Raw genomic sequence first — 22,076 nt, 5'->3', positions numbered from 1 at the left:
AATGTGCCCCAAAAAAACCTTTGCAATTGCCCAACCCCCCACTTCATGGCCGGGTGCCCCACACCACGCGCCTGGTTGTTTTATTGTTTGCTCCCCCCCCCGCCCCCACTGCCCCCCCAACCCTCGACATGACGTGCTGTTTGCTCCAAGCTCCCTGTTGATTATCAACTGTTACTAATGCGCCTGCTGCTGCTCGACAATTTTGATTCCTTCACCTTCACGCTGGCCGATTACCTGCGCCAGCTCGGGGCCGAAGTCGTCGTGCGCCGCAACGATGTGCCGCTGAGCGAGCTGCAAGCGCTGACTCTCGACGGCATCGTGCTGTCGCCCGGGCCCGGCACGCCCGCCCGGGCCGGGGTGATGCCGGCCGTCATCGCGGCGTTTCACCAGCGCGTGCCCATGCTGGGCGTGTGCCTGGGCCATCAGGCGCTGGGCGAGTTCTTCGGGGGCGCGGTGGTGCGCGCCGCCGGGCCCATGCACGGCAAGGTGTCCGAGATGCGCTGCGACCCCGCCGAGCCGCTTTTTGCCGGCCTGCCCGCCACCCAGCCGGTCACGCGCTACCACTCGCTGGTGCTCCGCGAGCCCCTGCCGCCGGCGGTGGTGGCCCTGGCCCACACCGCCGGCCCCGCCCCCGAACTCATGGCCCTGCGCCACCGCACGTTGCCGCTCTACGGCGTCCAGTTTCACCCCGAAGCCCTGCTCACCCCGCACGGGCTGGCAATATTGGCCAATTGGCTCCGGTGTTGTATCATTGCCAAAACCGCTGAAGAGTAGTTGTCAGGTGCTAGTTGTCGGTTGTCAGGTGCGCCCGGAAGCTTTTTTGATACTAGCAGCTGACAGCCAACAACTGACAATTAGCCTATGGAATTGCGCCGCCAGCACCAGCAAGGGTACGAGTACGTGGACGAGGGCGAGGGCCCGGTGCTGCTGCTGCTGCACGGCCTGTTCGGGGCCCTGAGCAATTGGCAGGACGTGGTGCGCGAGTTTGCGCCCGACCACCGCGTCATCATTCCGCTGCTGCCCATCTACGACATGCCCCTGGCCCAGGCCGGCGTGCCGGGCCTCGTGGCGTACGTCGAGGGCTTCGTGGCCGCGCTGCGCCTGCCGCCCGCCTTCACGGTGCTTGGCAATTCGCTGGGCGGCCACATTGCGCTGGTTTACACCCTGAACAACGCCAGCCGCGTCAATCGCCTGGTGCTCACCGGCAGCAGCGGCTTGTTCGAGGACAGCATGGGCGGCTCCTTTCCCAAGCGCGGCAACTACGCCTACGTGCGGGAGCGGGTCGGCTACACCTTCTACGACCCCGCCGTGGCCACTCAGGAACTGGTTGATGAAGTGTTCAACGTCACCAACTCCAACTCCAAGTGCTTGCGCATCATCGCCATTGCCCGCTCGGCCCAGCGGCACAACCTGAGCAAGGAGCTGGCGCGCATTGCCGTGCCCGTGCTGCTGGTGTGGGGGCTGAACGACACCATCACCCCGCCGCCGGTGGCCCACGAATTTGCCCGCCTGCTGCCCCGCGCCGAGCTGCGCTTCCTCGACCGCTGCTGCCACGCCCCCATGATGGAGCGCGCCGCCGGGTTCAACGCCCACCTGCGCCGGTTTTTGCGTAGTACCGCAGCCGCCCCGGCCGTGGCCGCTTAAAATTCAGTTTATCATTCGGCCGGCCCGATTGTTGTTCGCCAGTGCCTCGCGTGCTAGCTTGCAGCAGGCCCGTGCCGGAACATTCTTTCACCCCATTTTCTCCCACCCAACCGCCCCGTTTACGCCCGATTATAATTCCGCCTTATAATTTGTTTTCCAATGCCTGCCCTGCTCGCCGAAGATTTACTCAACGAAATGATTCCGCCTCTGAAGGGCACCGATTCGGCGGGCAAAGCGGCGCGCTGGCTCGATGAGTTTCACGTGGCCCAGTTGCCCGTGCTCGACAACCGCCACTACCGCGGCCTCGTCACCGAGGCCGACCTGGCGGACTTCGATGACCCCGAAATGCTGCTGGCCGACTTGCCCTTGGGCTACGCCGACGCCTACGTGCGCCCCGACCAGCACTTTTACCGCGTGATGGAGCTGGCCATCGAAAACAAAATTCAGTTGGTGGCCGTCGTCGACGAGCGGCAGGAGTACGCTGGCGTGGTCACCATCGCCGACGCGCTGGCCGCCTTTGGGCAGCAGCCGGCCGGAGGGCAGGGCGGCATCATCGTCCTCACCATGGAGGAGCGGGATTATTCCCTCACCCAAATCAGCCGCTACGTTGAGGAAAACAACGCCAAAATTGTCAGCGCCCACGTCGCGCAGGACGAAATTGACCCCTACCGCATCCGCCTCACCCTCAAGTTGAACACCGACAATCTGGCGCGCATCACGGCCACGCTGGAGCGGTTTGGCTACGTGGTGACGGCCCAGTTCAGCGGTGCCGCCGTGGCCAGCGAAGACGACCAGGAGCGCTACGACGCCCTGCTGCGGTACCTGAGCGTCTGATAATCGGGTGCTCGGAATCCTGCTGTCGTTACAACTGCTGCTGGCCGGCGCGGGCCCCGGGCTCGCGCCACCCGATACGGTCCGCCGCGCGTTGCGACCCGTGGTGGCGCCGAGCGACACCCTCGTGCGCATTGTGCCCTGCCCCGGCGTGGCCCGCGCCGCAGTCGGCACCATTCTTTTTGCCGGCAACGCCGTCACCAAGGAGCGTATTCTGCGGGCCGAGCTGGATTTCGGCGAAGGCGACACGCTGGCCCTGGCCGACCTGCCGGCCCGCCTCGAAGCCAACCGCCGCCGCCTGTTCAACCTGCAGCTGTTCCACGCGGTGGTGGTCCAGGCCAGTTGCGCAGGTCCCCGGCTCATCATCGTATTCGGGGTGCAGGAGCGTTGGTACACCTTTCCGGTGCCCATTCTCTCGCTGGCCGACCGCAACCTGCGCTCCTGGCTCGACCGCCCCGACCGCTGGCGCCGGGTTGATTACGGCGTGCACGTGGTGCGCAACAACTTTCGGGGCCGCAACGAGCAGGTCAGCGCCAACCTGCAGCTGGGCTTCAACCGCAAATACGAGCTGTTTTACGAAGCGCCCGGCCTGGGCCGCTACCGCCGGCTGGGCTTCGGCGTGGGGGGCTCGCTTTATCAAAGCCGCACCGTGGACTACGCCACCCAGGCCGACCGCCTCGTGCCCTTGCGGGCCGACGCCGGCTTTCCCATTCGGCGGTTTTACGTCACGGGCGGGCTTCGTTTCCGTCAGACCGTCCAGTCCCTTACCGCTTTCGATGTCTCCTACCACCGCGAGCAAATCGGTGACTCCGTCAATTTTGCTAACCCCAATTATTACCAGGGGCGCACCCAGCGCGAGTACCTCGACCTGACGCTGACCAGCACGAGCAACCAGCGCAACACCTTTGCCTACCCCCTCACTGGCCAGTTTGCCCGGGCCACGCTCACGCACCGCGTTTTCCTGACCGAGGCCACGCCCAGCCTCACTGCCTTGCGCTTGCGCTACGCCCGCTACCTCGCCCTTGGCCGTGGATTCTACTACAGCGCGGGCGTCAGCGGCCAAGTCCGCCTCACCCGCCGCCTGGCCTACGCCGACGCCCGGGCGCTGGGCTACGACGACCTGGTGCGGGGCTACGATGAGTACGTCGTCGACGGGCGCCACTACGGCCTGCTGCAGCAGGGGCTCTCGTACCGCCTGCTCCAGCCCCCGCCCGTTCGGCTGCAATCCGTCGGCAATCCCAAAATCAACACCATTCCGCTCGCACTCTACTTGAATATCTTTGCCGATGCGGGCTACGTGGTCGCGCCCGGTCGCCTGCCCCAAAACCGCCTTCCCAATCATTTGCTGCGGGCCATCGGGCTCGGGCTCCACTTGGTTACTTATTACGACCGGGTGTTTACCGCCGAGTACACCCTAAACGGACTGGGACAAACGGGGTATTTTTTCCGCGCTGAATTTCCGATTTGACGCCGTCAGCCCGCCCAATCGGTTATTTATTTGTTACGTAGCCGCGTTTCTTGTTACGTAATCCGCTTCACTTTCCTGCATGAAAATCGCCATTCTCGGCAAGCCTTTCGACGACGAAGCCGCCCCGGCCATTCAGGCCTTGCTCGACGACCTGGCCGCCCGCCGGGCCGAAGTGCGCATTGGCGAAGCCTTCCGCACCTTCCTCGATAACCGCCTGCGCCTGCCCGAAGGCACCACCGAATTCCGCCGCGGCGACTCGCTGCGCGGCGTGCAGTTCGTGCTCAGCATCGGGGGCGACGGTACCTTGCTCGACACCGTTACCTACGTTGGCAGCCTCCAAATCCCAATTCTGGGCATTCACACCGGCCGGCTCGGCTTCCTGGCCACCATCACCCCCGACCGCACCGCCCAGGCCATCGACGCCCTCTACAAAGGCCACTTCAATATTGAAGAGCGCAGCCTGATTCGCGTCGACACCGACCCCGACGTATTTGGGGGCCTGAATTTTGGGCTCAACGAATTCAGCGTCCTCAAGCGCGACACCTCATCCATGATTGTCGTGCACACGTACATCGACGGCGAATACCTGAATTCCTACTGGGCCGATGGTTTGGTGGTGGCCACGCCCACCGGGTCCACTGGCTACTCGCTTAGCTGCGGCGGGCCGGTTATGCTGCCGCAGACCAACAATTTTATCATCGCCCCCGTATGCCCCCACAATTTGAACGTGCGCCCCTTGGTGGTATCCGACCAGAGCGTCATTTCCTTCGAAATTGAAGGCCGCAGCACCAGCTACATGCTTTCGCTCGACTCCCGCTCCCTGCCCGTTGAGGCCTCCGTTCAAATTGCAGTTCGCCGCGAATCCTTCAATGCCCGGTTGGTTAAGCTCAACCACGTTAACTTTCTCAGTACCTTGCGTAGTAAGCTCAATTGGGGCCTTGACCGGCGCAACCCAGCCGGCATCCAAGTCTAACGGCCGAGATATTTTATTGAATAATCTCCGAAAGTTTTTTTAGTTCCTGATAAGCGCTACTTTTGTCACCGTCTGAAACTGTGCATGCTCCGCACCGGCTTCAACTTCTTTCCCTTGCCTCCTCATTCTTGTTGCCATATGAAAAATATTTTCACTTATTCCGCGGCTTTTGTGCTCGGCTTGGCCTTGGTGGCCACGCCGGAGGCAGACGCTCAGCAGTTCAGTAAACGGAAACAATATAACTCCGTGGGCTTCAGCCTAAACGCTATTAACTATTTTGGCGACGTGACGCCGGTGACCAGCTTTACGAGCCTGCGCTTTGGGGCCACCCGCGTGGGCGCTGGGGTGTCGCTCACCCGCCGCTTTTTCCCGCGGCTGTCTGGCCGCGTGGGCCTCTCGTACGGCCGCATCTCCGGCAGCGACGAAAAAGCCACCGACGGCGTGAGCGACCCGGATGCTCGCTTCCGCAGAAACCGGAACTTCACCTTCCGCAACGACATAATTGAGGCGTCCGCTGTTGCCGTTTTCGACCTTATTGAAAACCGGAACAACTACCTCAAGCGCCCCGACTTTGTGCCGTACGTGTTTGCTGGGGTAGCGGGCTTCTATCACAATCCCAAAGGCCTCTCGGCTGATGGAGAGTACGTTTCCTTGGCTTCTTTGAAAACCGAAAATCAGGCCAGTGCCTACGGCAAGACGCAGTTTTCCGTTCCTTTTGGTGGCGGTATTCGCTACCGTATCAATCGGAACTTTGACGCCAGCTTAGAAATTGGCTGGCGCAAAACATTTACCGATTACCTCGACGATGTGGGAGGTAAGTACGCCGGCATTGAAAACCTGAGTGGTTCGGAGCTTCGCCAGTATTTCGGTTACGGTATCACGAAAGACCGTGGTGCTTTCCCCGGCTTCGACAATGTGGGTGAGCAGCGTGGTGACTCGGGCAATAAGACCGACTGGTACATCGTTACCGGCGTCACGCTCAACTACATTTTGACCCCCCGCATCAAGAACCCCAAATTCCGCTAGCTAATTGAGCGCTGGCTGAGTTCTTGATTTCCCAGTTAGCAGCAGCTTAAATGACGTATTCAATTGTTCAAAAAGCCCTCCTCGTTTGCCTCGTGCAAGCGGGGAGGGTGTTTTTTTGTGTTCCTGCCAACGCGCAGAATACCAGCGAAGTTGGGATTGGCATTGGCGCCACCAATTACCGCGGAGAAGTTTCGCCCAGCTACCAGTTTCAGAACAACCGGCCGGCGTTTACCGCTTTTTACCGCAAAGACGTGTCGGTGCCCATCACCCTGCGCGGCGGCTTCACGGCCGGGCTGTTGCGGGCCGACGACGGCAACGTGGAAGGGGTGAACGGCGGCGTGCCACCCTTGCCGAACTACCGGCAAGTGAACACCAAGGGCCGCGTCTTGGAAGCTTCGGCCGTGGTGGAATACAACTTTTTGGACTACCACTACCGGACCGACAAAGTGCACTTCACCCCCTACCTGTTTGCGGGGGTGGCCGCGTACTACGCCAACACGACAACCGAGGGCATCAACCAGGCTTTGGGCGGGGCTTTTAACCGTAGCGGCTCGATGCTGGGCTTGGCCATTCCGGCGGGCGTGGGGCTCAAGTACGCGCTGTCGGAGTTTCTTAATCTAGGATTGGAAACGGGCGTGCGCAAAACCTTTACGGACGAGCTCGACCATCTGGCCCAGCAAGACCCGCTGCTGGTGAACCCCAACGACCAGGATTGGTACTACTACAGCGGCATTAGCCTTTCGTATACCTTCTACAAGATTCGCTGCCCCGACCAGTATAAGAACAATAGGAAGCTGCTGAAGTAGCGGCTGGCCCGGCCGTGACAAGGGCCCCGGCAAAGGGCGCTAGCAGTGCCGGGCCGCTAAATGCAACCGTTTCCGTAACTTGCGGCCTCTTTTAGCGAAATCGCAAGGATGACCGGCAAGGCCGAAATAGACACTCTCAATATCCCGGCCCACGTGGCGGTTATCATGGACGGTAACGGGCGCTGGGCCAAGCAGCGCGGGGGCCTGCGCGTGTTTGGGCACCAGAGCGCCATCACGGCCGTGCGCGAAACCGTGGAGGAAGCCGCCGAGCTTGGCGTGCGCTACCTGACGCTGTACGCGTTTTCGACCGAGAACTGGAACCGTCCCGCGCTGGAGGTGATGGCCCTGATGCAACTGCTGGTCCACACCATCCGCCAGGAAACGGCCACGCTCCTCAAAAACAGCATCCGCCTGGAAGCCATCGGCGACATCAGCACACTGCCGGCCGGTTGCCAGCGCGAGCTGGCCGAGGCCATGGAGCTGACCAAAGCCGGCGCCCGTATGACGCTGGTGCTGGCCCTGAGCTACAGCGGACGCTGGGACCTGACCCAGGCGGCCCGGCGCATGGCGGCCGACGTGGCCAGCGGCCAGCTGCAGCCCGCCGCCGTGACCGAAGCCACGGTAGCGAGCTACCTGGCCACGGCCCGTATGCCCGACCCCGAACTGCTTATTCGCACCAGCGGGGAACAACGGATTAGCAACTTTTTGCTCTGGCAGTTGGCTTACACTGAACTATACATCACCGATTTGTTGTGGCCGGATTTCCGAAAGCAACATTTCCAGGAGGCCATTCGGGCCTACCAGCGCCGGGAGCGGCGATTTGGCAAAACCAGCGAGCAAGTCGTTGTATCTTAATTTCTTGTAATGATTATTGTGCGTAGTTTATTCTTAAAATGTGCGCTGGCGTTGGTGGTGCTGGGCGGCTTGGTGGCCGCTCCGGCGCGGGCGCAGCAGGCCGCGCCCGGTAGCGCCGACGAACCCAAGCGCTACGAGCTGGGGGGCATCACCGTGAGCGGGGCCCGCTACCTCGACCCCAACACCCTCATCGGCCTGACGGGCTTGCGCGTGGGGGACGCCATCAGCATTCCCGGCGAAGAAATTGGTAAGTCCATCCGCAAGCTGTGGGCCCAGGGCATTTTGGGCGATGTGAGCGTGACCATTGCCCGGACCGAGGGCACCAAGATTTTTCTGGATTACAACCTGAAGGAGCGGCCCCGGCTGTCCAAGTTTACCTTTTCGGGCATTCGGAAAGGCCAAACGGAGGAGTTGACCAAAAAGATTACTCTGATTCGGGGCAAGGTGGTGACCGATGCGCTGCTGAACAACACCCGGACGCAGGTTCGTAAATTTTACGTCAACAAGGGGTATTTGGACGCCAAGGTGAACGTCATCCAGGTGCCGGATTCGTCGCTGTCCAACAGCGTGGCGCTGCGCATTGACGTGGATAAAGGGGCGAAGGTTCGCATTCACGACATTGCTTTCGAGGGCAACAAGGCGTTTTCGGACCGCAAGCTCAAAGGCAAGCTGAAGAAAACCAAGGAACGCAAGCCGTATAAATTCCTGACGGCGGGCAAATTTCAGAAGAGCGAGTACGAGGAGGACAAAAAGAAGCTGCTGGAGTTTTACAACGCGGAAGGGTACCGCGACGCCATCATCGTGGCCGATTCGCTGGTGCGCGACGAGCAAGGCCTGGCCCTGAACATCCGCGTGGACGAGGGCCCGAAGTATTACTTCCGCCACATTACCTGGAACGGTAACTACCTCTACGACGACAAGACGCTGGCCAACGTGCTGGGCATCAAGCCGGGCAGCGCGTACAGCAAGGAGGTCCTGGACAAGCGCCTGAACTACAACCCGACCGGGCAGGACATCTCGTCGCTCTACCTCAACGATGGCTACCTATTTTTCACCATCGACCCGGTAGAAACCAAGGTGGAAGGCGACTCCATCGACATTGAAATGCGCCTCAGCGAGGGCGTGCAGGCGCACATCAAGGACATCAACATCGCGGGCAACACCAAGACCAGCGACCACGTGCTGCGGCGCACCCTGCGCACGCTGCCCGGCGACAAGTTCAACCGGGAACTCCTCATCCGCTCGCAGCGGGAAATTGCCACCCTGGGCTACTTCGACCCGGAGAAGATTGGCATCAACCCGATTCCAAACCCGGTCGACGGCACGGTGGACATCAACTACACCGTGGTGGAAAAACCCTCGGACCAGGTGACGCTCTCGGGCGGGTGGGGCGGCTTCGCCGGTTTCATTGGTACCGTGGGCCTGGTGTTCAACAACTTTTCGCTGCGCAAAGCCGGCACTTTGAGCAACTGGACGCCCGTGCCGTCGGGCGACGGCCAGCGCCTGGCCCTTAACGTGCAGGCCAACGGCGTGCAGTACCAGGCCTACTCGCTCTCGTTCACGGAGCCCTGGCTGGGGGGGCGCCGCCCGAATTCATTTTCCTTTAGCCTGAACCACAGCATTCAGCGCACGGGTACGGCCACCGATGCGTCGAATAGCAGCTTTATTAAGGTAAACAGCGCCACGGTGGGCCTGGGCCGCCAACTGCGCGTACCGGACGACTATTTTACCCTCAGCAATTCGCTGTCACTGAGCCAATACCAGACCCAGAACTACGCGCTGCTGCCGGGCTTCACGTCGGGCTACGCCACCAACATCACGCTCAACACCACGCTGGCGCGCAACAGCATCGACAACCCGACCTACACGCGGCGCGGCTCTTCGTTGAGCCTGAGCGTGAACCTGACGCCGCCCTATTCGCTGCTGAACCCCGACCACGCCAGCACGGAACTGATTGAATTTCACAAGTGGATGTTCGACGCGTCGTGGTTCATGCCCATCGTAGGCAAGCTGGTGCTGAACACGCGGGCCCACTTTGGTTTCCTGGGCAAATACAGCTCCCGGCGCGAAATCGGGCCGTTCGAGCGGTTTAAGATGGGCGGCGCGGGCCTGGGCGCCAACGGCGGCGGTAACTTCCTGGTGGGCACCGACTTCGTAGGCCTGCGAGGCTACGCCGACCCCAACCAAGCCTTCGCCATTCCCACGGCCCAGGGCAACCAGGCCGGCGGCATCGCCTTCAACAAGTACGTGCTGGAAATGCGCTACCCGGTCAGCCTCAACCCGGCCGCCACGGTGTACGTGCTGGCCTTCGCCGAGGCGGGTAACTCCTACGGCTCGTACTCCGAATACAACCCCTACAAGCTGTACCGTTCGGCCGGCGTGGGCGCCCGGATTTTCATGTCGGCCTTCGGCCTGCTGGGCTTTGATTACGGCTACGGCTTCGACTCCGTGATACCGCAGCCGAACACGCCTGCCGGTAACAAGCAGGAGTCCGGCATATTCCACTTCATCATTGGTCAGCAAATTCGCTAGCTGGGTACTAGCGGGCGGCATTTCACGTTTCCTCCGGTATGAAGAATTTTGGTGGCCTGCTGCTGGCCGTACTATTGCTGGGCGTTGCGCCGGAAGTCCGGGCCCAAAAATTTGGCTGGGTTGACTCGGAGTTCATCATTGCGAAAATGCCGGAGTACGCCAAAGCGCAAGCGGAACTGAACCTGCTGTCGGACACCTGGCAGAAGGAGATTGAGGTGCAGAAAAAGGACCTCGACAAGATGTACCGCAACTATTCGGCGGAAGAAGTGGTGCTGACGGAGGCGATGAAAAAGAAGCGCCAGGACGAAATTCTCAAGAAGGAGCAGGACGTCAAAGCCTACCAGAACAAGCAGTTTGGCTACGAAGGCCAGCTGTTTAAGAAACGGCAGGAGCTCACCAAGCCCGTGCAGGACAAGGTATTCGAAGCCGTGGAGAAAGTGGCCAAAAAGAAGTCGCTGGCCGTGCTGTTCGACAAGTCCGGTGACGCGACCATGCTCTACACCAACCCGGCCCACGATTACACGGAATTTGTATTGGAGGAACTGGGTTTGGGGGCGGAAGACCGCAACCAGCCCGGCCCCAAGGGAGCCGTGAAAACCGTGGCCCCGCCCAAAACCCCGGTGGACCCCAACTTCGAGTCCGATTCGGGGGCGGACCCGGCCGCGCCCACCAAGGCTCCGGCCAAGCCGGCCCGCCCAACCAAGAAGCGCGCGAAGTAATTACCTTTGTCCCAACATTTTTCTGACTCTTTTTCCTTTTGATGAATCTCGTGAAAATCTTTCGTCTGACGCTCGCCGCCGCTCTGCTGACCGCCGGAACCCTGGCTGCCGCTTCCGCGCAGGCCCAGGCCCCCCTCAAAATTGGCTACACCGACGTCCAGTACGTGCTGGCTCAGATGCCCGAAAGCAAGCAAATTGAATCGGACCTGAAAGCCTACAACACCCAGTTGGAAAGCCAGCTGAAAAGCAAGGCGGCCGAACTGGAAACCAAGTACAAGACCTACCAGCAGGGCGAAGCCACGATGACCGACATCGTGAAAGCCGACAAGCAGAAGGAGTTGCAGAGCATGCAGCAGTCCATTCAGGAGTTCCAGCGCAGCGCCGAGCAGAGCCTGCAACAGAAGCAGCAGACCCTGCTGAAGCCGGCCCTGGACAAGCTGCAGAAAAACATCGACTTGGTGGCCAACGAGAACGGCTACACCTACGTGTTCAACTCCGACGGCGGCGGCAGTCCGCTCCTGCTGCACGCCCCCAAAGAAGGCGACATTTCCGACTTGGTGCTGAAGAAAATGGGCGTCACGCCCGGTGCCGCCGCGCCCGTGAAGTCCGGTCCGGCAGTTGCGCCGACCACGACCACCCCAGCCCCCATCACTCCCGCCACCAACAAGAGCAAGACCAAAACCAAGAAATAAGCGGCTTCTGCCGCCAGACAATGAGAAAGCCGGAGCAGTAGCTCCGGCTTTTTTCGTGCATAAACGCAGTAAGCATGACGAGCAATGAGCCGGATGAGGAACTGACAGGGGCTGACCTGGATGAAGTCGAAGGGGGTGATGAGCTGTACGAGCACCATCGTATTGTGGTGGACCGGGGCCAGGAGCAGCTGCGCATCGACAAGTTCTTGCAGGCCCGGCTGCGCAATACTTCCCGCAACAAAGTGCAGGAAGCCATACGGGCCCTTGCCGTGGAAGTGAACGGAGCCCCGGTGAAGCCCAACTACCGGGTAAAGCCGCAGGATGTCATCACCATCACGCTGCCCGAGCCGCCGCGCGAAGGCCGGGTGATGCCCGAAGAAATGCCGCTGGACATCCGGTACGAGGACGCCGAATTGCTCATCGTGAACAAGCCCGCGGGCCTGGTGGTGCACCCTGCTTACGGCCATTGGCAGGGCACGCTGGTAAACGGCCTGGCCCACCACCTGGCCAATTTGCCCACGGGGCGCAACGGCGAAATCCGGCCCGGACTGGTGCACCGCATTGATAAGGATACGTCGGGCCTGCTGGTCATTGGCAAAACCGAGTTTGCCATGACGCACCTGTCCTTGCAGTTTTTCCATCATACCATCCGGCGCAGCTACCTGGCGCTGGTTTGGGGCACGCCGCCCGGGCCCACGGGCACCATCAGCGGCCACATCGGCCGCAGCGTGCGCGACCGGAAGGTGCAGGCGGTGTACCCCGACGGCGACCAAGGCAAGGCCGCGGTGACGCATTACGAAGTGCTGGAAAGCTTTGGGCCCGTCACGCTGGTGCGATGCGTGCTCGAAACCGGCCGCACCCACCAGATTCGCGTGCACATGCAATACCTCGGCCACCCGCTCTTTTCGGATGCCACCTACGGCGGCGACCGGATTCGGGTGGGCCAGAGCACGGGCGCTTACCGCGACTTTGTCGAAAATGCGTTTCGGCTCCTGCCCCGGCAGGCGCTCCACGCCCGTTCGTTGGGGTTTGTGCACCCCACTTCGGGTGCGCAGTTGCTGTTTGAGGCCGAATTGCCCGAGGATTTTGCGGCGGTGCTGGAAAAGTGGCGGGCCTGGGCTGCGTAGTGAGCCGTCAGAAAACACAAAAAAGCCTCAACGCAGATGCGTTGAGGCTTTTTCCATAAGCAGCCAATCAATTATTTCTTCTTGACCGGCGCCTTGCTCGCGGGAGTGGCGCGCCGCGGCGGGGCGCTGAGGATTTTGATATTGTTCTCGGCTCCCTGGTTGCCAGGGTCCATGGCCAGCACTTGCTCAAAGTTTGTTTTGGCCGCGGCTTTGTCGCCTTTCTGGAAATTGTACACGCCCAGATAGCCGTATGCTTCCACCAAACCCTCTTTGAATTTGGTCGGGTCAGCGCCTTCGGCTTTGGATAGCTCGATGTATTTTTCCCAGTGCGGCTTGGCAAGGCCTTGCTTCGCCTCAGGGTCAAGGGCACTATTTACCTTGGCACGGGCCATGTAGCCGGGCGCGTAGGTGGGTTTGGCAGTCACAATGATGTTATAAACGCTGTCCGCCCGCGTGTATTGCTTGTCGCCGGTAAGCGCCGTGGCCAGACGGAACTGGTCGGTGAGGTCGCCTTTGCAACTGGTCAGCTTATACTTATACACGCTCACGGCGCCTTTGTAATTTTTCTGGTTGGCATAGATGGACGCCAGGTCGTTTTGCAGGTCGCAAGCTTTGGTGGGGTCCTTCTTGATAATCTGGGTAATCAGGGCCACCGCTTCGTCGCCCTTGCCCGTCTTGCTCATGATTTTGGCGTTGTAGGCAATGTCCTCCGCAATAATTTTGTCGGGCTGAACCATTTTCATGTACGCATTCATGGCCGTGGCGGCACCGGCAAAGTCGCCGGTTTCGTACAACAGGTAGGGCTTGAGCCGGTTCATGGTCAGGTTGGTGGGGTCCGTCACCAGCACTTTGTTCACCTCCGCCAGCGCCTCGGGGTATTTCTTGGTCAGGTACAGAAACGAAGCGTATTGCGCGTCGGTAGCCGGCGACTTTTCAGCCAACTCGATATACTTCTGGAAGGTGCTCAGCGCCAGGTCGTACTGGCCTGCATAATAGTACATATCCGCCAGTTCGCGGTAGGCGGGGGCGTAGCTGGGGTCCAGCTCGATGGCCTTGCTCAGGCTTTCGCGGGCGGCGTTGAAGTTGCGCGAACGGACGCTCAACTGGCCTTTCTTGTAGTAGGCCTGGGCGTAGCTGGGGTTGCTGACAATGGCCCGGTCGAAGCTGGTCATGGCTTCGCCGCCGCCCTGGTCCGAGTGCAGGAACACGTCGCCGCGGGCCACCATCAGTGCCGGGTCGTCTTTTTTGTAGGCCGTTTGGGCCGCCGTCAGGTAAGTCTGGGCTTTGCCGGTGTTCTTGGAGTCCGTCTCGCCATACGCCTGCGCAATCATGGTGAGGAGCTTGCCGTCTTTGTTCTTAGTGGCTTTGGCGGCGGCGTCGAACTGCACTTCGGCCGGTGCCACCTGGCCTTTCACCAGCAATGCCCGGCCGGCGGCTACCTGGCCAAAAGGCGTGGTGCCGGCGGCTTTGTTGAAATAAAGAGCGGCCGAGTCCGGCAAATTACGCATCTGATAAAGACGGCCGAGCTCAAACGCGGTTTCGGGCGTGGAGCCGGGGCGCAGAAGGGCACTAGCCTCGTTGTAGCGCCCCAATTCGATGGCGCGCTGGGCGCTTTGTACGTTTTGGGCGGTGGCCGCCGTAGTGCCGGCCACCACGGCGAAGGCGGCGAGCAGCGGCTGTTTCCAGGGCTTGAAACTCATAGGAAGGGAAAAAGGGTGAAAAATCGAGAGTTGAAAAAAGGGTACGCGCAACAAGCGCCTACAGTTTAGGCGTGGTGATGATGCGGGCTTGCATCTGAGCGGGCAAAAGCCCCGACTTTTGGAATATCAGTTGCCCGTTTTTGCCGGCAACGAAAGACGCAAAACCTGTGCCCAACCCTGCGCGCGCTTCCCGGCTGATTACGTAAAGATTGCGCCGAAGCGGGTAATTCTGCAAATCGGGGTAGTCGGCCAGTTGTGCGGGCGTTTTCTCGGCCAAGTGCACTTGGTAGGGCTGAATATAGTCGCTGGGCTTGGGATTGGCCCGGGCCGTGATGCTGGCCACGCGCACCTTGTTGAAAAACTTGACCGCGGCGGGGTCGTCCCGGTCCGAAATCCAGTTCACGCCCACCACCCCGATGGCATTGGGGTGTGTCGCAACGTAATCGAGCAGCGCCGGGTTCGAAGAGGCCGCAAAAACCCGTGTGGTCAGCGCCGCGCCGCGCGTCACCGAGTCGCGCACGAAGCGGGCCGTGCTGCTCCGGTTCGCGTCAAACACCACGTTGATGGCCGAGAGGGTTTTTTTGCCGCTCACCTGGCGCCAGGCGCTGGTTTTGCCCGTAAAGATGGCGGCCAGTTGCGCCACGGTCAGCAGCGAATCGGGGTTGGCCCGGTTCAGCACAATGGCCAGCCCGTCGATGCCGATGCGCGTGGTTTGCGGCACGATGGTTTGCTTGGCAAAGTCGGCCAACTCCTCGGCGTTCAGCGGGCGCGACACCACCGCCAGCTTCACCTTGCCGTTGACCAAATCCAGCAGCACCTTTTCCTCGGCCTGGAAGCTCATCTGGACGTGCGCGTTCGGGTACAGTTTTGCAAAGGTGTCTGCCTGCGCCTGCAGAATGGGGGCGAAGGTTTCGTCCACGCTCACGGCCACCGTGCCGCTGGTGGGCGTGTCCTGCGCCCCCGGGGAGCCGAGCCCGTTGCAGGACGCCGTGGCAACGACTCCGGCCAGCACCGCAACGGCCCCGGTAGTCAAAAAATGAACGCGGTTAATCATGGTCGGGTGGAGTAGGTTTATTGCGAAAATTGGCTTGGTAGCCCCGGCCAAAACGCAGCAGGCCGTAGATGATAAATACCGAGCCCAAAACGCGTCGCGCAGTTGGCCCCAGTTGCACCAAGCCGCCGCCCGAAGGCTGCGCGGCCGACCACCACAACCAGACACCCAGGCCCAGGTATACCAGGGCCATCAACAGCACAAAGTAACGCACCAGCCGCTGGGGCGACTTACCGAGTCGTTCCTCGGTCGTAGGAATATTGAGCATAGACAAATAAGCGCGAGTACAAGCGAAGGGAACTACCAAACCGGCAACAGTTGGCCAAAGGTTCGGCCAAACGACGGGTCGGAACTGAACCAGCCCACAAAAAAGCCGAAAATTAGCCGCTTTTCATAGCCGCGGGCAATTTTCGGCTTCTCTGCCTTGCTCATACGCAGCCACGCTTTCGTGGCCCGCGGGCCGCTATTCGTTCTGGCATGTGGTGGGCAGCGTAAAACGTACCGGTACCGAACGGTGGTTCTGCATTCCTGGCGTCCAGGCCGGCGTTTCGCGCACCACGCGGGCTGCTACTTCCTCGGTGCCGCAGCCGAGCCCCTTCAGCACCGCAACGTCGCCAGTGCTGCCGTCGGCCTGGACCACGAAGCTCACGTAGACGCGGCCCGAAACCGGACCTGTTCTTGCACAACGCCGTCCGACTGCATGGTAATATGCAAGCCAAGCGTACGTGCCTCGTCACAACTCTTTTTGCACCGTCCAACAAAAAACCCGGACCAAGCCGTGAGGCTCAATCCGGGGTCTTAAGAAATTCTGACCTGAATCAGGAAACTACGCTACTGAATTTTGAAGGTAATCGGCACCGTAAACGACACGCTCACGGCGCGGCCATTTTGCTTGCCGGGGATGAACTTGGGCAGGGTTTTTACTGCCCGCACCGTTTCTTCATCCAAGCCCGAGCCCAGGCCTTTCACCACTTTCACATCCGAAACGTCGCCCTGGGGGTTCACCGTGAAGCTGACGAAGATGCGGCCTTCTACTTGGTTGCGGAGGGCCAGGGGAGGGTACTTGGTGGCTTTTTGAATGGCGGCCACAATGGCAGCGTTGCCGCCGCCACCGGGCAGTTGGGGCATCTGCTCCACGTAGGTGTAGACTTTGTTTTCTACCACGTCTTCCACCACCTTGTCGCCATCGCCCGACAGCTCGGATAAGTCCACGGCATCCGTGTTGCCTTTCACGGTCACGGTGGCCACGGTCTTGTCCTTCAACTCCTCCTGGTCCGGCACCTCCTCTTTTTTCACCTCTTCATCTTTTTTCACCACCGGCGGGGTGAACTTGATGGTGGTGAGCTTGGGGGGCGGGGGGGGCGGCGCCTCGGGGGGCGGGGGCGGGGGCGGGGGTTTGGTGTCGTCCAGGGGCGGCGCTTCCATCAGCACGTTCTCCTGCAGGTTCTTTTTGGGCTCGGCGGGCATCTTATCTTTCAGATACTGCGCGATGAGCGGAAAGAACACCATCAAGGCGAACACCGACGTGGCAATAATCAGCGCCCGCGTAACGTGGCGCTGGTACAAACGACGGAGCACGTAAGCACCGTACGCCTTGTTACGGCCCTCAAAAACGATGTCGTTTAGGCTGGCCTTGGCGATTTGCGCGTTATCCATCATAGGGCTGCTTCTTTAATCAGGGCCAGGTCTTCTTTGGGCACCTTCACCAGGGCGTATTTCTTCTGGTTCGTGATGTTCATCTCGTCCAGAATGTCGACCATGTTGCGGTACTTGCCGTCCTCGGTGGGCTTGATGAGGATGATGGGCTCCGGCTTCTGGCGCTGGCGGGTCAGCAGGACCTGCCGGATGCCATTGGCTGAGAAGTTGGTCACCTTCAATTCGGGCTTCGGGACGGTCTTGTCGTTCGGCGTGTTGAGGCCGAAGTAGTAATAGGCTTTGTTGTCTTTGCCGAGGATGATGGTCATGGCTTGCGAGGCCTTGATTTTGGTGTCCTCCACGTCATCGGTTTTCTTCACCGGCATCGTGAGCTGCATCACGTTGGGCTTGGCGAAGGTGGTGGTGAGCATAAAGAAGGTGAGCAGCAGAAATGCCAGGTCCACCATCGGGGTCATGTCGATTTTGGTCGACATTTTTTTGGCCCGCTTCTTTCCTCCCTTGCCACCGGAATCGGCTTTTTGTTGAATTTCCGACATGATATTATAGGTAAGTGAGTAGCTGGAAAAATCAATCCATCGTGCGCGCGGTCGCCAAGGTTAGCGAGCGGCCGCCACGGGCTTGTTTTCCATGTCCGTAATGAGGTTGAAGCGGTTAATGTCCCGCTCCTGCAAAATCTTGATGACCTGTTGTACGGTGGGCACATCGGCATCACCATCGCCCTTGATGGCGATGTAAGTCGGCTTTTTAAAGATGGCCTGATTGGCACGGCGCGACTCCAAGACCCAGTCAATCAACTGATTATTAAGCGAGTCGAGCGGCACGCCGGGCTGTTTGGCATTTACCTGCTTGCGGTCTTCCTTGCTCATGTTGAGGTAGGAGCCGAGCTGGTTGATGGGCAAGGCAAAGTTGGGCAGGTCACCAAATTCCTTGGCCTGCGCGGCGGTGAAGTTGACGCCGTATTTGGCGCCTACCCGCTGCAGGGCCTGAATTTTGGTTTGCTTGGCGTCAACGCCAAAAAATACCCGCTTGTCCTTGTCGACGGTGAGCGTGATGACGTTGTTTTCGGGCAATTTAAGTTCCGAGATGGACGACGGCGTATCCACCACCACGGATTCCTCGGGGGCAAACTTGGTGGTGAGCATGAAGAACGTCACCAGCAAGAAGGCCAGGTCCACCATCGGCGTCATGTCGAGCGACGGCGAGGTACGGTGCGGTTTTACTTTAGGCATTGCGAGGTGGGGTTAAAAGGGGGCGACTCGTTCGGGGGAACGAACCGCCCCGCGTTTTAGTGCATCCGGGTTGGTTGTCGGTTGCTCGTTGTCAGTTATCAGCCATAAACCTTGTGTTGACAACCAACAACTGACAACTAACAACGAGCAACCGACAACTAATCCGACTAGACTGTCCGGGCGTTCTCGGTGCTGCCGTGCTGGCCGGCGAAGGTCTGGATGATGCTGAAGCCAGCCTCGTCGATGCTGTAGGTCAGCTCGTCAATCTTGCTGGTAAAGTAGTTATAGGCCACAATGGCGAGGGCCGAAGTGCCAATGCCCAGGGCCGTGTTAATCAAGGCTTCCGAAATACCGTTGGCGAGGGCCACGGCGTCGGGGGTACCGGCCTGCGCCAGCGCGGCGAAGGCGCGAATCATGCCGAACACCGTGCCGAGCAGGCCGGTGAGGGTGGCGATGGAGGCAATGGTCGAGATAATAACCAGATTTTTCTCCAGCATGGGCAGCTCCAGGGCGGTGCTTTCCTCAATCTCTTTCTGGATGGCGAGGACCTTCTGGTCGGTGGTCATGTTGCGCTCGCGAATCATTTCGTTGTACTTCATCAAGCCGGCTTTTACCACGTTGGCCACCGAGCCTTTCTGCTGGTCGCAGGCGGCGAGGGCGCCGTTGATGTCGTTGGCGTTCAGCTTCTGGCGCACGGTGCGCACGAAAGCTTCGATGCTTTTCGAGCCTTTGGCCTTGGAGATGGTGAGCAGGCGCTCAATCGAGAAGGTGATGACGCACAGGAACATGGTGAGCAGGAACGGCACAATCACGCCGCCCTTGTAAATTACCCCGAGGTAGTCGCCGGGGTTGGGGTTGTTTTCGCTGTTACCGCCCTGGAAGTGGCTGGACGCACCAAATACGAAGGCGTAAACTATGTAGCTGACGACGAAGGCCAGAATAATGACGATGACGGAGAACAGCGAGGCACCACCGCTGCTTTGGGCTTCGGCTTTGGCGGCCGTTGCGGCGGGCCGTGGGCTCGTATTTGTGGCATTTTTCTGTTCCATTAGTCCGGATTGTTTGGGGGTTGTTGTGTGAAGTAGTTGAATTGAGCGGGTAAAGAAAAAGCAAAAAGTTGGTTAGGCGCGCCGGAAGCGGCAAATTAACAATCCATAATCCCGAACTCGAAGGATTAAAATGGCACTTACCTAAGTTCCAACCACACACCAAGCCCTCTTAGCTGGGCAAACCTAACCAAAATCCGCGGCCCGACCAAAGAAAACTTGGCCAGGGCAGGCAGAAGGGCGGTAGAAGGGTGGGCAGCAGGGCGACAACGCTAATCGGCGGCGCCGGGTTGGGTTAGGCGGCGTTTGGCCTCTTCCCAGTACACGTCCATTTGCGCCAAGGTGAGGTCTGCCAACTGCTCGCCGGCAGTCGCGGCGGCGGCTTCAAGGTACTGAAAGCGGCTGATAAATTTGCGGTTGGTGCGCTCCAGCGCTTCCTCGGGGTTGATGCCGGCGAAGCGGGCAAAGTTGACCAGCGAAAAGAGCAAGTCCCCGAACTCATCGGCGGCCCGCTCGGCGTTCATGCGCTCGGGGCGGCCGTGGCCGTACTCGTCGCCAAACTCAGCCAACTCCTCCTGCACCTTGGCCCACACCTGCTCGGGCTGCTCCCAGTCGAAGCCGGCGCCGCGGGCTTTTTCCTGGATGCGCATGGCCTTGACCAGGGCCGGCAACGACGTGGGCACGCCGCCCAGCACGCCGCCGGAGCTGCCTTTCTCCTTGAGCTTGAGTTGCTCCCAGTTGCGTTTCACGGCTTCCTCGTCGTCGGCCTGCACGTCGCCGTAGATATGGGGGTGGCGGTAGATGAGCTTCTCGCACTGGGCGTTGAGCACGTCGGCGATGTCGAACGCGCCTTTTTCGGCGGCGATGCGGGCGTAAAAAACCAGGTGGAGCATGACGTCGCCCAGCTCCTTTTTCAGGTCGGGCAAGTCGTCGCGCAAGATGGCGTCGCTGATTTCGTAGGTTTCCTCAATGGTGAGGTGGCGTAGCGTTTGCAGGGTTTGTTTTTTGTCCCAAGGGCATTCGGTGCGCAGGCGGTCGAGCACGTCGAGCAAGCGCCCGAACGCTTCGAGTTGCGCCGGGCGGCGGACGCTGGTAAACAGGGCGCTAGCAGAAGGAGTGGCGTTTTCCATTCTTTCAAAGATAATTGGCAGCATTGCCAGCGGCCCGGAACCGCCGCCAAATGCCTAATTTTGTTCGTTCAAAAATACTTCTCCGTGACTCTTATTAAATCAATCTCCGGCATCCGCGGCACCATTGGCGGGCCGGTTGGGCAAGGCCTGACCCCGCCCGACGTGGTGAAGTACGCCGCCGCTTACGGCACCTGGGTAAAAACCCAAGCCACTGACAGCAAGCTTATCATCATTGGCCGCGACGCCCGCATTTCGGGCGAAATGGTCAGCCGCCTCGTGGCCGCCACTCTCCAGGGCCTGGGCCTCGACGTGTGCGACCTGGGCCTGAGCACCACGCCCACCGTGGAAATGGCCGTGCCCGCCAAAAAAGCGGCCGGCCGGGGGCATCATCCTCACCGCCTCGCACAACCCCAAGCAGTGGAATGCCCTCAAGCTGCTCAACGCGACGGGGGAATTCATTTCCGAAGCCGACGGGCAGCAGGTGCTGGCCTCGGCCGAAAGCGGGAATTTTGAGTTTGCCGCCGTGACCAAGCTGGGCCAGTACACCACCGACGCCACGTTTCTCAGAAAACACATCAAGGCCATTCTGGCCCTGCCGCTGGTGGACGTGGAAGCCATTCGGGCCCGTAATTTCCGGGTGGTGGTCGACGCCGTGAACTCGTCCGGGGGCATTGCCGTGCCGCTGCTGCTGGAAGCCCTGGGCGTGACCACCGTGGAAAAGCTGCACTGCGAGCCCACCGGCGATTTCGCCCACAACCCCGAGCCGCTGCCCGAGCACCTGCGCGACATTGCTAAAGTGCTGGAAAAAGGCGGCTTCGACCTCGGCATTGTGGTGGACCCGGACGTGGACCGCCTGGCCCTGGTGAGCGAGAACGGCGAGATGTTCGGCGAGGAGTACACCCTGGTGGCCGTGGCCGACTACGTGCTGAAAACCCTGGGCGGCGGCAATACCGTGAGCAACCTGAGTAGTACCCGCGCTCTGCGCGACGTGACCGAGCGCGCCGGGGGCCAGTACGCCGCCGCTGCCGTGGGCGAGGTGAACGTGGTGAGTATGATGAAGGCGACCAACGCCGTGATTGGCGGCGAGGGCAACGGCGGCATCATCTACCCGGAGCTGCACTACGGCCGCGACGCCCTGGTGGGCATTGCGCTGTTTCTGACGCATTTGGCCAAATCGGGCCTGACCGTGAGCCGGATGCGGAATTCCTACCCGGGCTATTTCATCTCGAAGAACAAAATCGAGCTGACGCCGGAAATCAACACCGACGACGTGCTGGCCAAGATGCAGAAGCGCTACGCCAAGCAGCCCATGAACACGATTGACGGCGTAAAAATTGAGTTTGATAAGGAGTGGGTGCACCTGCGCAAGTCCAACACCGAGCCCATCATTCGCATCTACGCCGAGTCCGACTCCAACGCCACGGCGGACTACCTGGCGCAGAAAATCATCGGCGACATCAAGGAGATTATTGCCGTCAAGGCCTAGGATTTAGTTGTCAGTTGCTCGTTGTCAGTTGCCAGGCCGTTGCGTTGGCTGCTACGGGGCTGGCAACAGACAACGAGCAACTGTCAACTAAGAAAAAGCAAGCTT

At 60.3% G+C, this 22,076-nt stretch carries 20 protein-coding genes and 2 pseudogenes; 13 read left to right on the top strand and 9 right to left on the bottom strand.

Annotated elements, in window-relative coordinates; genetic code table 11:
• Positions 1-177 precede the first annotated feature (177 nt).
• From RMO51_RS02035 to RMO51_RS01980, 12 genes are all read left to right on the top strand, one after another.
• Entirely contained in the window at positions 178-774 is a 597-nt protein-coding gene (locus tag RMO51_RS02035) for an aminodeoxychorismate/anthranilate synthase component II (protein WP_310391539.1), read from the top strand.
• Between the two features lie 87 nt (positions 775-861).
• Positions 862-1,644 carry an alpha/beta fold hydrolase gene (locus RMO51_RS02030; protein WP_310391537.1) on the top strand — a complete coding sequence of 261 codons (783 nt, stop codon included), beginning with the start codon at positions 862-864 and terminating at the stop codon, positions 1,642-1,644.
• 159 nt (positions 1,645-1,803) lie between these two features.
• Entirely contained in the window at positions 1,804-2,478 is a 675-nt protein-coding gene (locus RMO51_RS02025) for a CBS domain-containing protein (protein WP_310391536.1), read from the top strand.
• A gap of 7 nt (positions 2,479-2,485) precedes the next feature.
• The gene (locus RMO51_RS02020; RefSeq protein WP_310391534.1) at positions 2,486-3,943 is read left to right on the top strand and encodes a POTRA domain-containing protein; all 1,458 of its coding nucleotides are present in this window, start codon (positions 2,486-2,488) and stop codon (positions 3,941-3,943) included.
• A 79-nt stretch (positions 3,944-4,022) separates the two neighbouring features.
• A complete protein-coding gene (locus RMO51_RS02015) occupies positions 4,023-4,916 on the top strand; it encodes an NAD kinase (RefSeq protein ID WP_310391532.1) in 894 nt (297 codons plus the stop codon).
• A 138-nt stretch (positions 4,917-5,054) separates the two neighbouring features.
• The gene (locus tag RMO51_RS02010) at positions 5,055-5,942 is read left to right on the top strand and encodes a DUF6089 family protein (RefSeq protein WP_310391531.1); all 888 of its coding nucleotides are present in this window, start codon (positions 5,055-5,057) and stop codon (positions 5,940-5,942) included.
• Positions 5,943-6,034: 92 nt separating this feature from the next.
• Positions 6,035-6,748, top strand: a complete 714-nt coding sequence (locus RMO51_RS02005) for a DUF6089 family protein (protein WP_310391530.1) — start codon at positions 6,035-6,037, stop codon at positions 6,746-6,748.
• 108 nt (positions 6,749-6,856) lie between these two features.
• Positions 6,857-7,603, top strand: a complete 747-nt coding sequence (locus RMO51_RS02000; protein WP_310391528.1) for an isoprenyl transferase — start codon at positions 6,857-6,859, stop codon at positions 7,601-7,603.
• A 9-nt stretch (positions 7,604-7,612) separates the two neighbouring features.
• Positions 7,613-10,135, top strand: coding sequence for an outer membrane protein assembly factor BamA (gene bamA / locus RMO51_RS01995; RefSeq protein ID WP_409025026.1), 2,523 nt, complete (start codon positions 7,613-7,615; stop codon positions 10,133-10,135).
• Positions 10,136-10,173: 38 nt separating this feature from the next.
• A complete protein-coding gene (locus tag RMO51_RS01990) occupies positions 10,174-10,854 on the top strand; it encodes an OmpH family outer membrane protein (RefSeq protein ID WP_310391524.1) in 681 nt (226 codons plus the stop codon).
• A 41-nt stretch (positions 10,855-10,895) separates the two neighbouring features.
• Positions 10,896-11,546, top strand: a complete 651-nt coding sequence (locus RMO51_RS01985; RefSeq protein ID WP_409025025.1) for an OmpH family outer membrane protein — start codon at positions 10,896-10,898, stop codon at positions 11,544-11,546.
• 74 nt (positions 11,547-11,620) lie between these two features.
• The gene (locus RMO51_RS01980) at positions 11,621-12,673 is read left to right on the top strand and encodes an RluA family pseudouridine synthase (RefSeq protein WP_310391521.1); all 1,053 of its coding nucleotides are present in this window, start codon (positions 11,621-11,623) and stop codon (positions 12,671-12,673) included.
• A gap of 71 nt (positions 12,674-12,744) precedes the next feature.
• Here the strand turns inward: RMO51_RS01980 and RMO51_RS01975 are convergent, their stop codons facing one another.
• The 9 genes and pseudogenes from RMO51_RS01975 to mazG form a co-directional block, all read right to left on the bottom strand.
• Positions 12,745-14,373 carry a tetratricopeptide repeat protein gene (locus RMO51_RS01975; protein ID WP_310391519.1) on the bottom strand — a complete coding sequence of 543 codons (1,629 nt, stop codon included), beginning with the start codon at positions 14,371-14,373 and terminating at the stop codon, positions 12,745-12,747.
• A 58-nt stretch (positions 14,374-14,431) separates the two neighbouring features.
• Positions 14,432-15,427, bottom strand: coding sequence for a substrate-binding domain-containing protein (locus tag RMO51_RS01970; RefSeq protein WP_310391517.1), 996 nt, complete (start codon positions 15,425-15,427; stop codon positions 14,432-14,434).
• A complete protein-coding gene (locus tag RMO51_RS01965) occupies positions 15,420-15,692 on the bottom strand; it encodes a hypothetical protein (RefSeq protein WP_310391515.1) in 273 nt (90 codons plus the stop codon). The genes RMO51_RS01970 and RMO51_RS01965 overlap by 8 nt, the downstream gene beginning before the upstream one ends.
• A gap of 195 nt (positions 15,693-15,887) precedes the next feature.
• A pseudogene (locus RMO51_RS01960) lies at positions 15,888-16,079 on the bottom strand (energy transducer TonB); the annotation flags it as partial.
• Between the two features lie 176 nt (positions 16,080-16,255).
• Entirely contained in the window at positions 16,256-17,080 is an 825-nt protein-coding gene (locus RMO51_RS01955; RefSeq protein WP_310391513.1) for an energy transducer TonB, read from the bottom strand.
• Positions 17,080-17,616, bottom strand: coding sequence for a biopolymer transporter ExbD (locus tag RMO51_RS01950; RefSeq protein WP_310391511.1), 537 nt, complete (start codon positions 17,614-17,616; stop codon positions 17,080-17,082). The genes RMO51_RS01955 and RMO51_RS01950 overlap by 1 nt, the downstream gene beginning before the upstream one ends.
• A 60-nt stretch (positions 17,617-17,676) precedes the next feature.
• Entirely contained in the window at positions 17,677-18,309 is a 633-nt protein-coding gene (locus RMO51_RS01945) for a biopolymer transporter ExbD (protein WP_310391509.1), read from the bottom strand.
• A gap of 167 nt (positions 18,310-18,476) precedes the next feature.
• Entirely contained in the window at positions 18,477-19,358 is an 882-nt protein-coding gene (locus RMO51_RS01940) for a MotA/TolQ/ExbB proton channel family protein (protein WP_310391508.1), read from the bottom strand.
• A 269-nt stretch (positions 19,359-19,627) separates the two neighbouring features.
• Positions 19,628-20,485, bottom strand: a complete 858-nt coding sequence (gene mazG / locus RMO51_RS01935) for a nucleoside triphosphate pyrophosphohydrolase (RefSeq protein WP_310391506.1) — start codon at positions 20,483-20,485, stop codon at positions 19,628-19,630.
• Positions 20,486-20,569: 84 nt separating this feature from the next.
• Here mazG and glmM point away from each other — a divergent pair.
• Positions 20,570-21,971: pseudogene (glmM, locus tag RMO51_RS01930) on the top strand (phosphoglucosamine mutase).
• The last annotated feature ends 105 nt before the right edge of the window (positions 21,972-22,076 follow it).

The sequence above is a fragment of the Hymenobacter sp. genome (assembly GCF_031398885.1).
Taxonomy (GTDB): Bacteria; Bacteroidota; Bacteroidia; order Cytophagales; family Hymenobacteraceae; genus Hymenobacter.
Note: the sequence above shows the minus strand (reverse complement) of the source record. Positions and strands in the feature narration are given on the sequence as shown.

What these genes read in the sequence shown, in the direction of transcription:
- RMO51_RS02035 (WP_310391539.1), top strand. Translation starts at nt 178, where the DNA reads ATGCGCCTGCTGCTGCTCGACAATTTTGATTCCTTCACCTTCACGCTG.
- RMO51_RS02030 (WP_310391537.1), top strand. Translation starts at nt 862, where the DNA reads ATGGAATTGCGCCGCCAGCACCAGCAAGGGTACGAGTACGTGGACGAG.
- RMO51_RS02025 (WP_310391536.1), top strand. Translation starts at nt 1,804, where the DNA reads ATGCCTGCCCTGCTCGCCGAAGATTTACTCAACGAAATGATTCCGCCT.
- RMO51_RS02015 (WP_310391532.1), top strand. Translation starts at nt 4,023, where the DNA reads ATGAAAATCGCCATTCTCGGCAAGCCTTTCGACGACGAAGCCGCCCCG.
- RMO51_RS02010 (WP_310391531.1), top strand. Translation starts at nt 5,055, where the DNA reads ATGAAAAATATTTTCACTTATTCCGCGGCTTTTGTGCTCGGCTTGGCC.
- RMO51_RS02000 (WP_310391528.1), top strand. Translation starts at nt 6,857, where the DNA reads ATGACCGGCAAGGCCGAAATAGACACTCTCAATATCCCGGCCCACGTG.
- bamA (WP_409025026.1), top strand. Translation starts at nt 7,613, where the DNA reads ATGATTATTGTGCGTAGTTTATTCTTAAAATGTGCGCTGGCGTTGGTG.
- RMO51_RS01990 (WP_310391524.1), top strand. Translation starts at nt 10,174, where the DNA reads ATGAAGAATTTTGGTGGCCTGCTGCTGGCCGTACTATTGCTGGGCGTT.
- RMO51_RS01985 (WP_409025025.1), top strand. Translation starts at nt 10,896, where the DNA reads ATGAATCTCGTGAAAATCTTTCGTCTGACGCTCGCCGCCGCTCTGCTG.
- RMO51_RS01980 (WP_310391521.1), top strand. Translation starts at nt 11,621, where the DNA reads ATGACGAGCAATGAGCCGGATGAGGAACTGACAGGGGCTGACCTGGAT.
- RMO51_RS01975 (WP_310391519.1), bottom strand. Translation starts at nt 14,373, where the DNA reads ATGAGTTTCAAGCCCTGGAAACAGCCGCTGCTCGCCGCCTTCGCCGTG.
- RMO51_RS01970 (WP_310391517.1), bottom strand. Translation starts at nt 15,427, where the DNA reads ATGATTAACCGCGTTCATTTTTTGACTACCGGGGCCGTTGCGGTGCTG.
- RMO51_RS01965 (WP_310391515.1), bottom strand. Translation starts at nt 15,692, where the DNA reads ATGCTCAATATTCCTACGACCGAGGAACGACTCGGTAAGTCGCCCCAG.
- RMO51_RS01955 (WP_310391513.1), bottom strand. Translation starts at nt 17,080, where the DNA reads ATGGATAACGCGCAAATCGCCAAGGCCAGCCTAAACGACATCGTTTTT.
- RMO51_RS01950 (WP_310391511.1), bottom strand. Translation starts at nt 17,616, where the DNA reads ATGTCGGAAATTCAACAAAAAGCCGATTCCGGTGGCAAGGGAGGAAAG.
- RMO51_RS01945 (WP_310391509.1), bottom strand. Translation starts at nt 18,309, where the DNA reads ATGCCTAAAGTAAAACCGCACCGTACCTCGCCGTCGCTCGACATGACG.
- RMO51_RS01940 (WP_310391508.1), bottom strand. Translation starts at nt 19,358, where the DNA reads ATGGAACAGAAAAATGCCACAAATACGAGCCCACGGCCCGCCGCAACG.
- mazG (WP_310391506.1), bottom strand. Translation starts at nt 20,485, where the DNA reads ATGGAAAACGCCACTCCTTCTGCTAGCGCCCTGTTTACCAGCGTCCGC.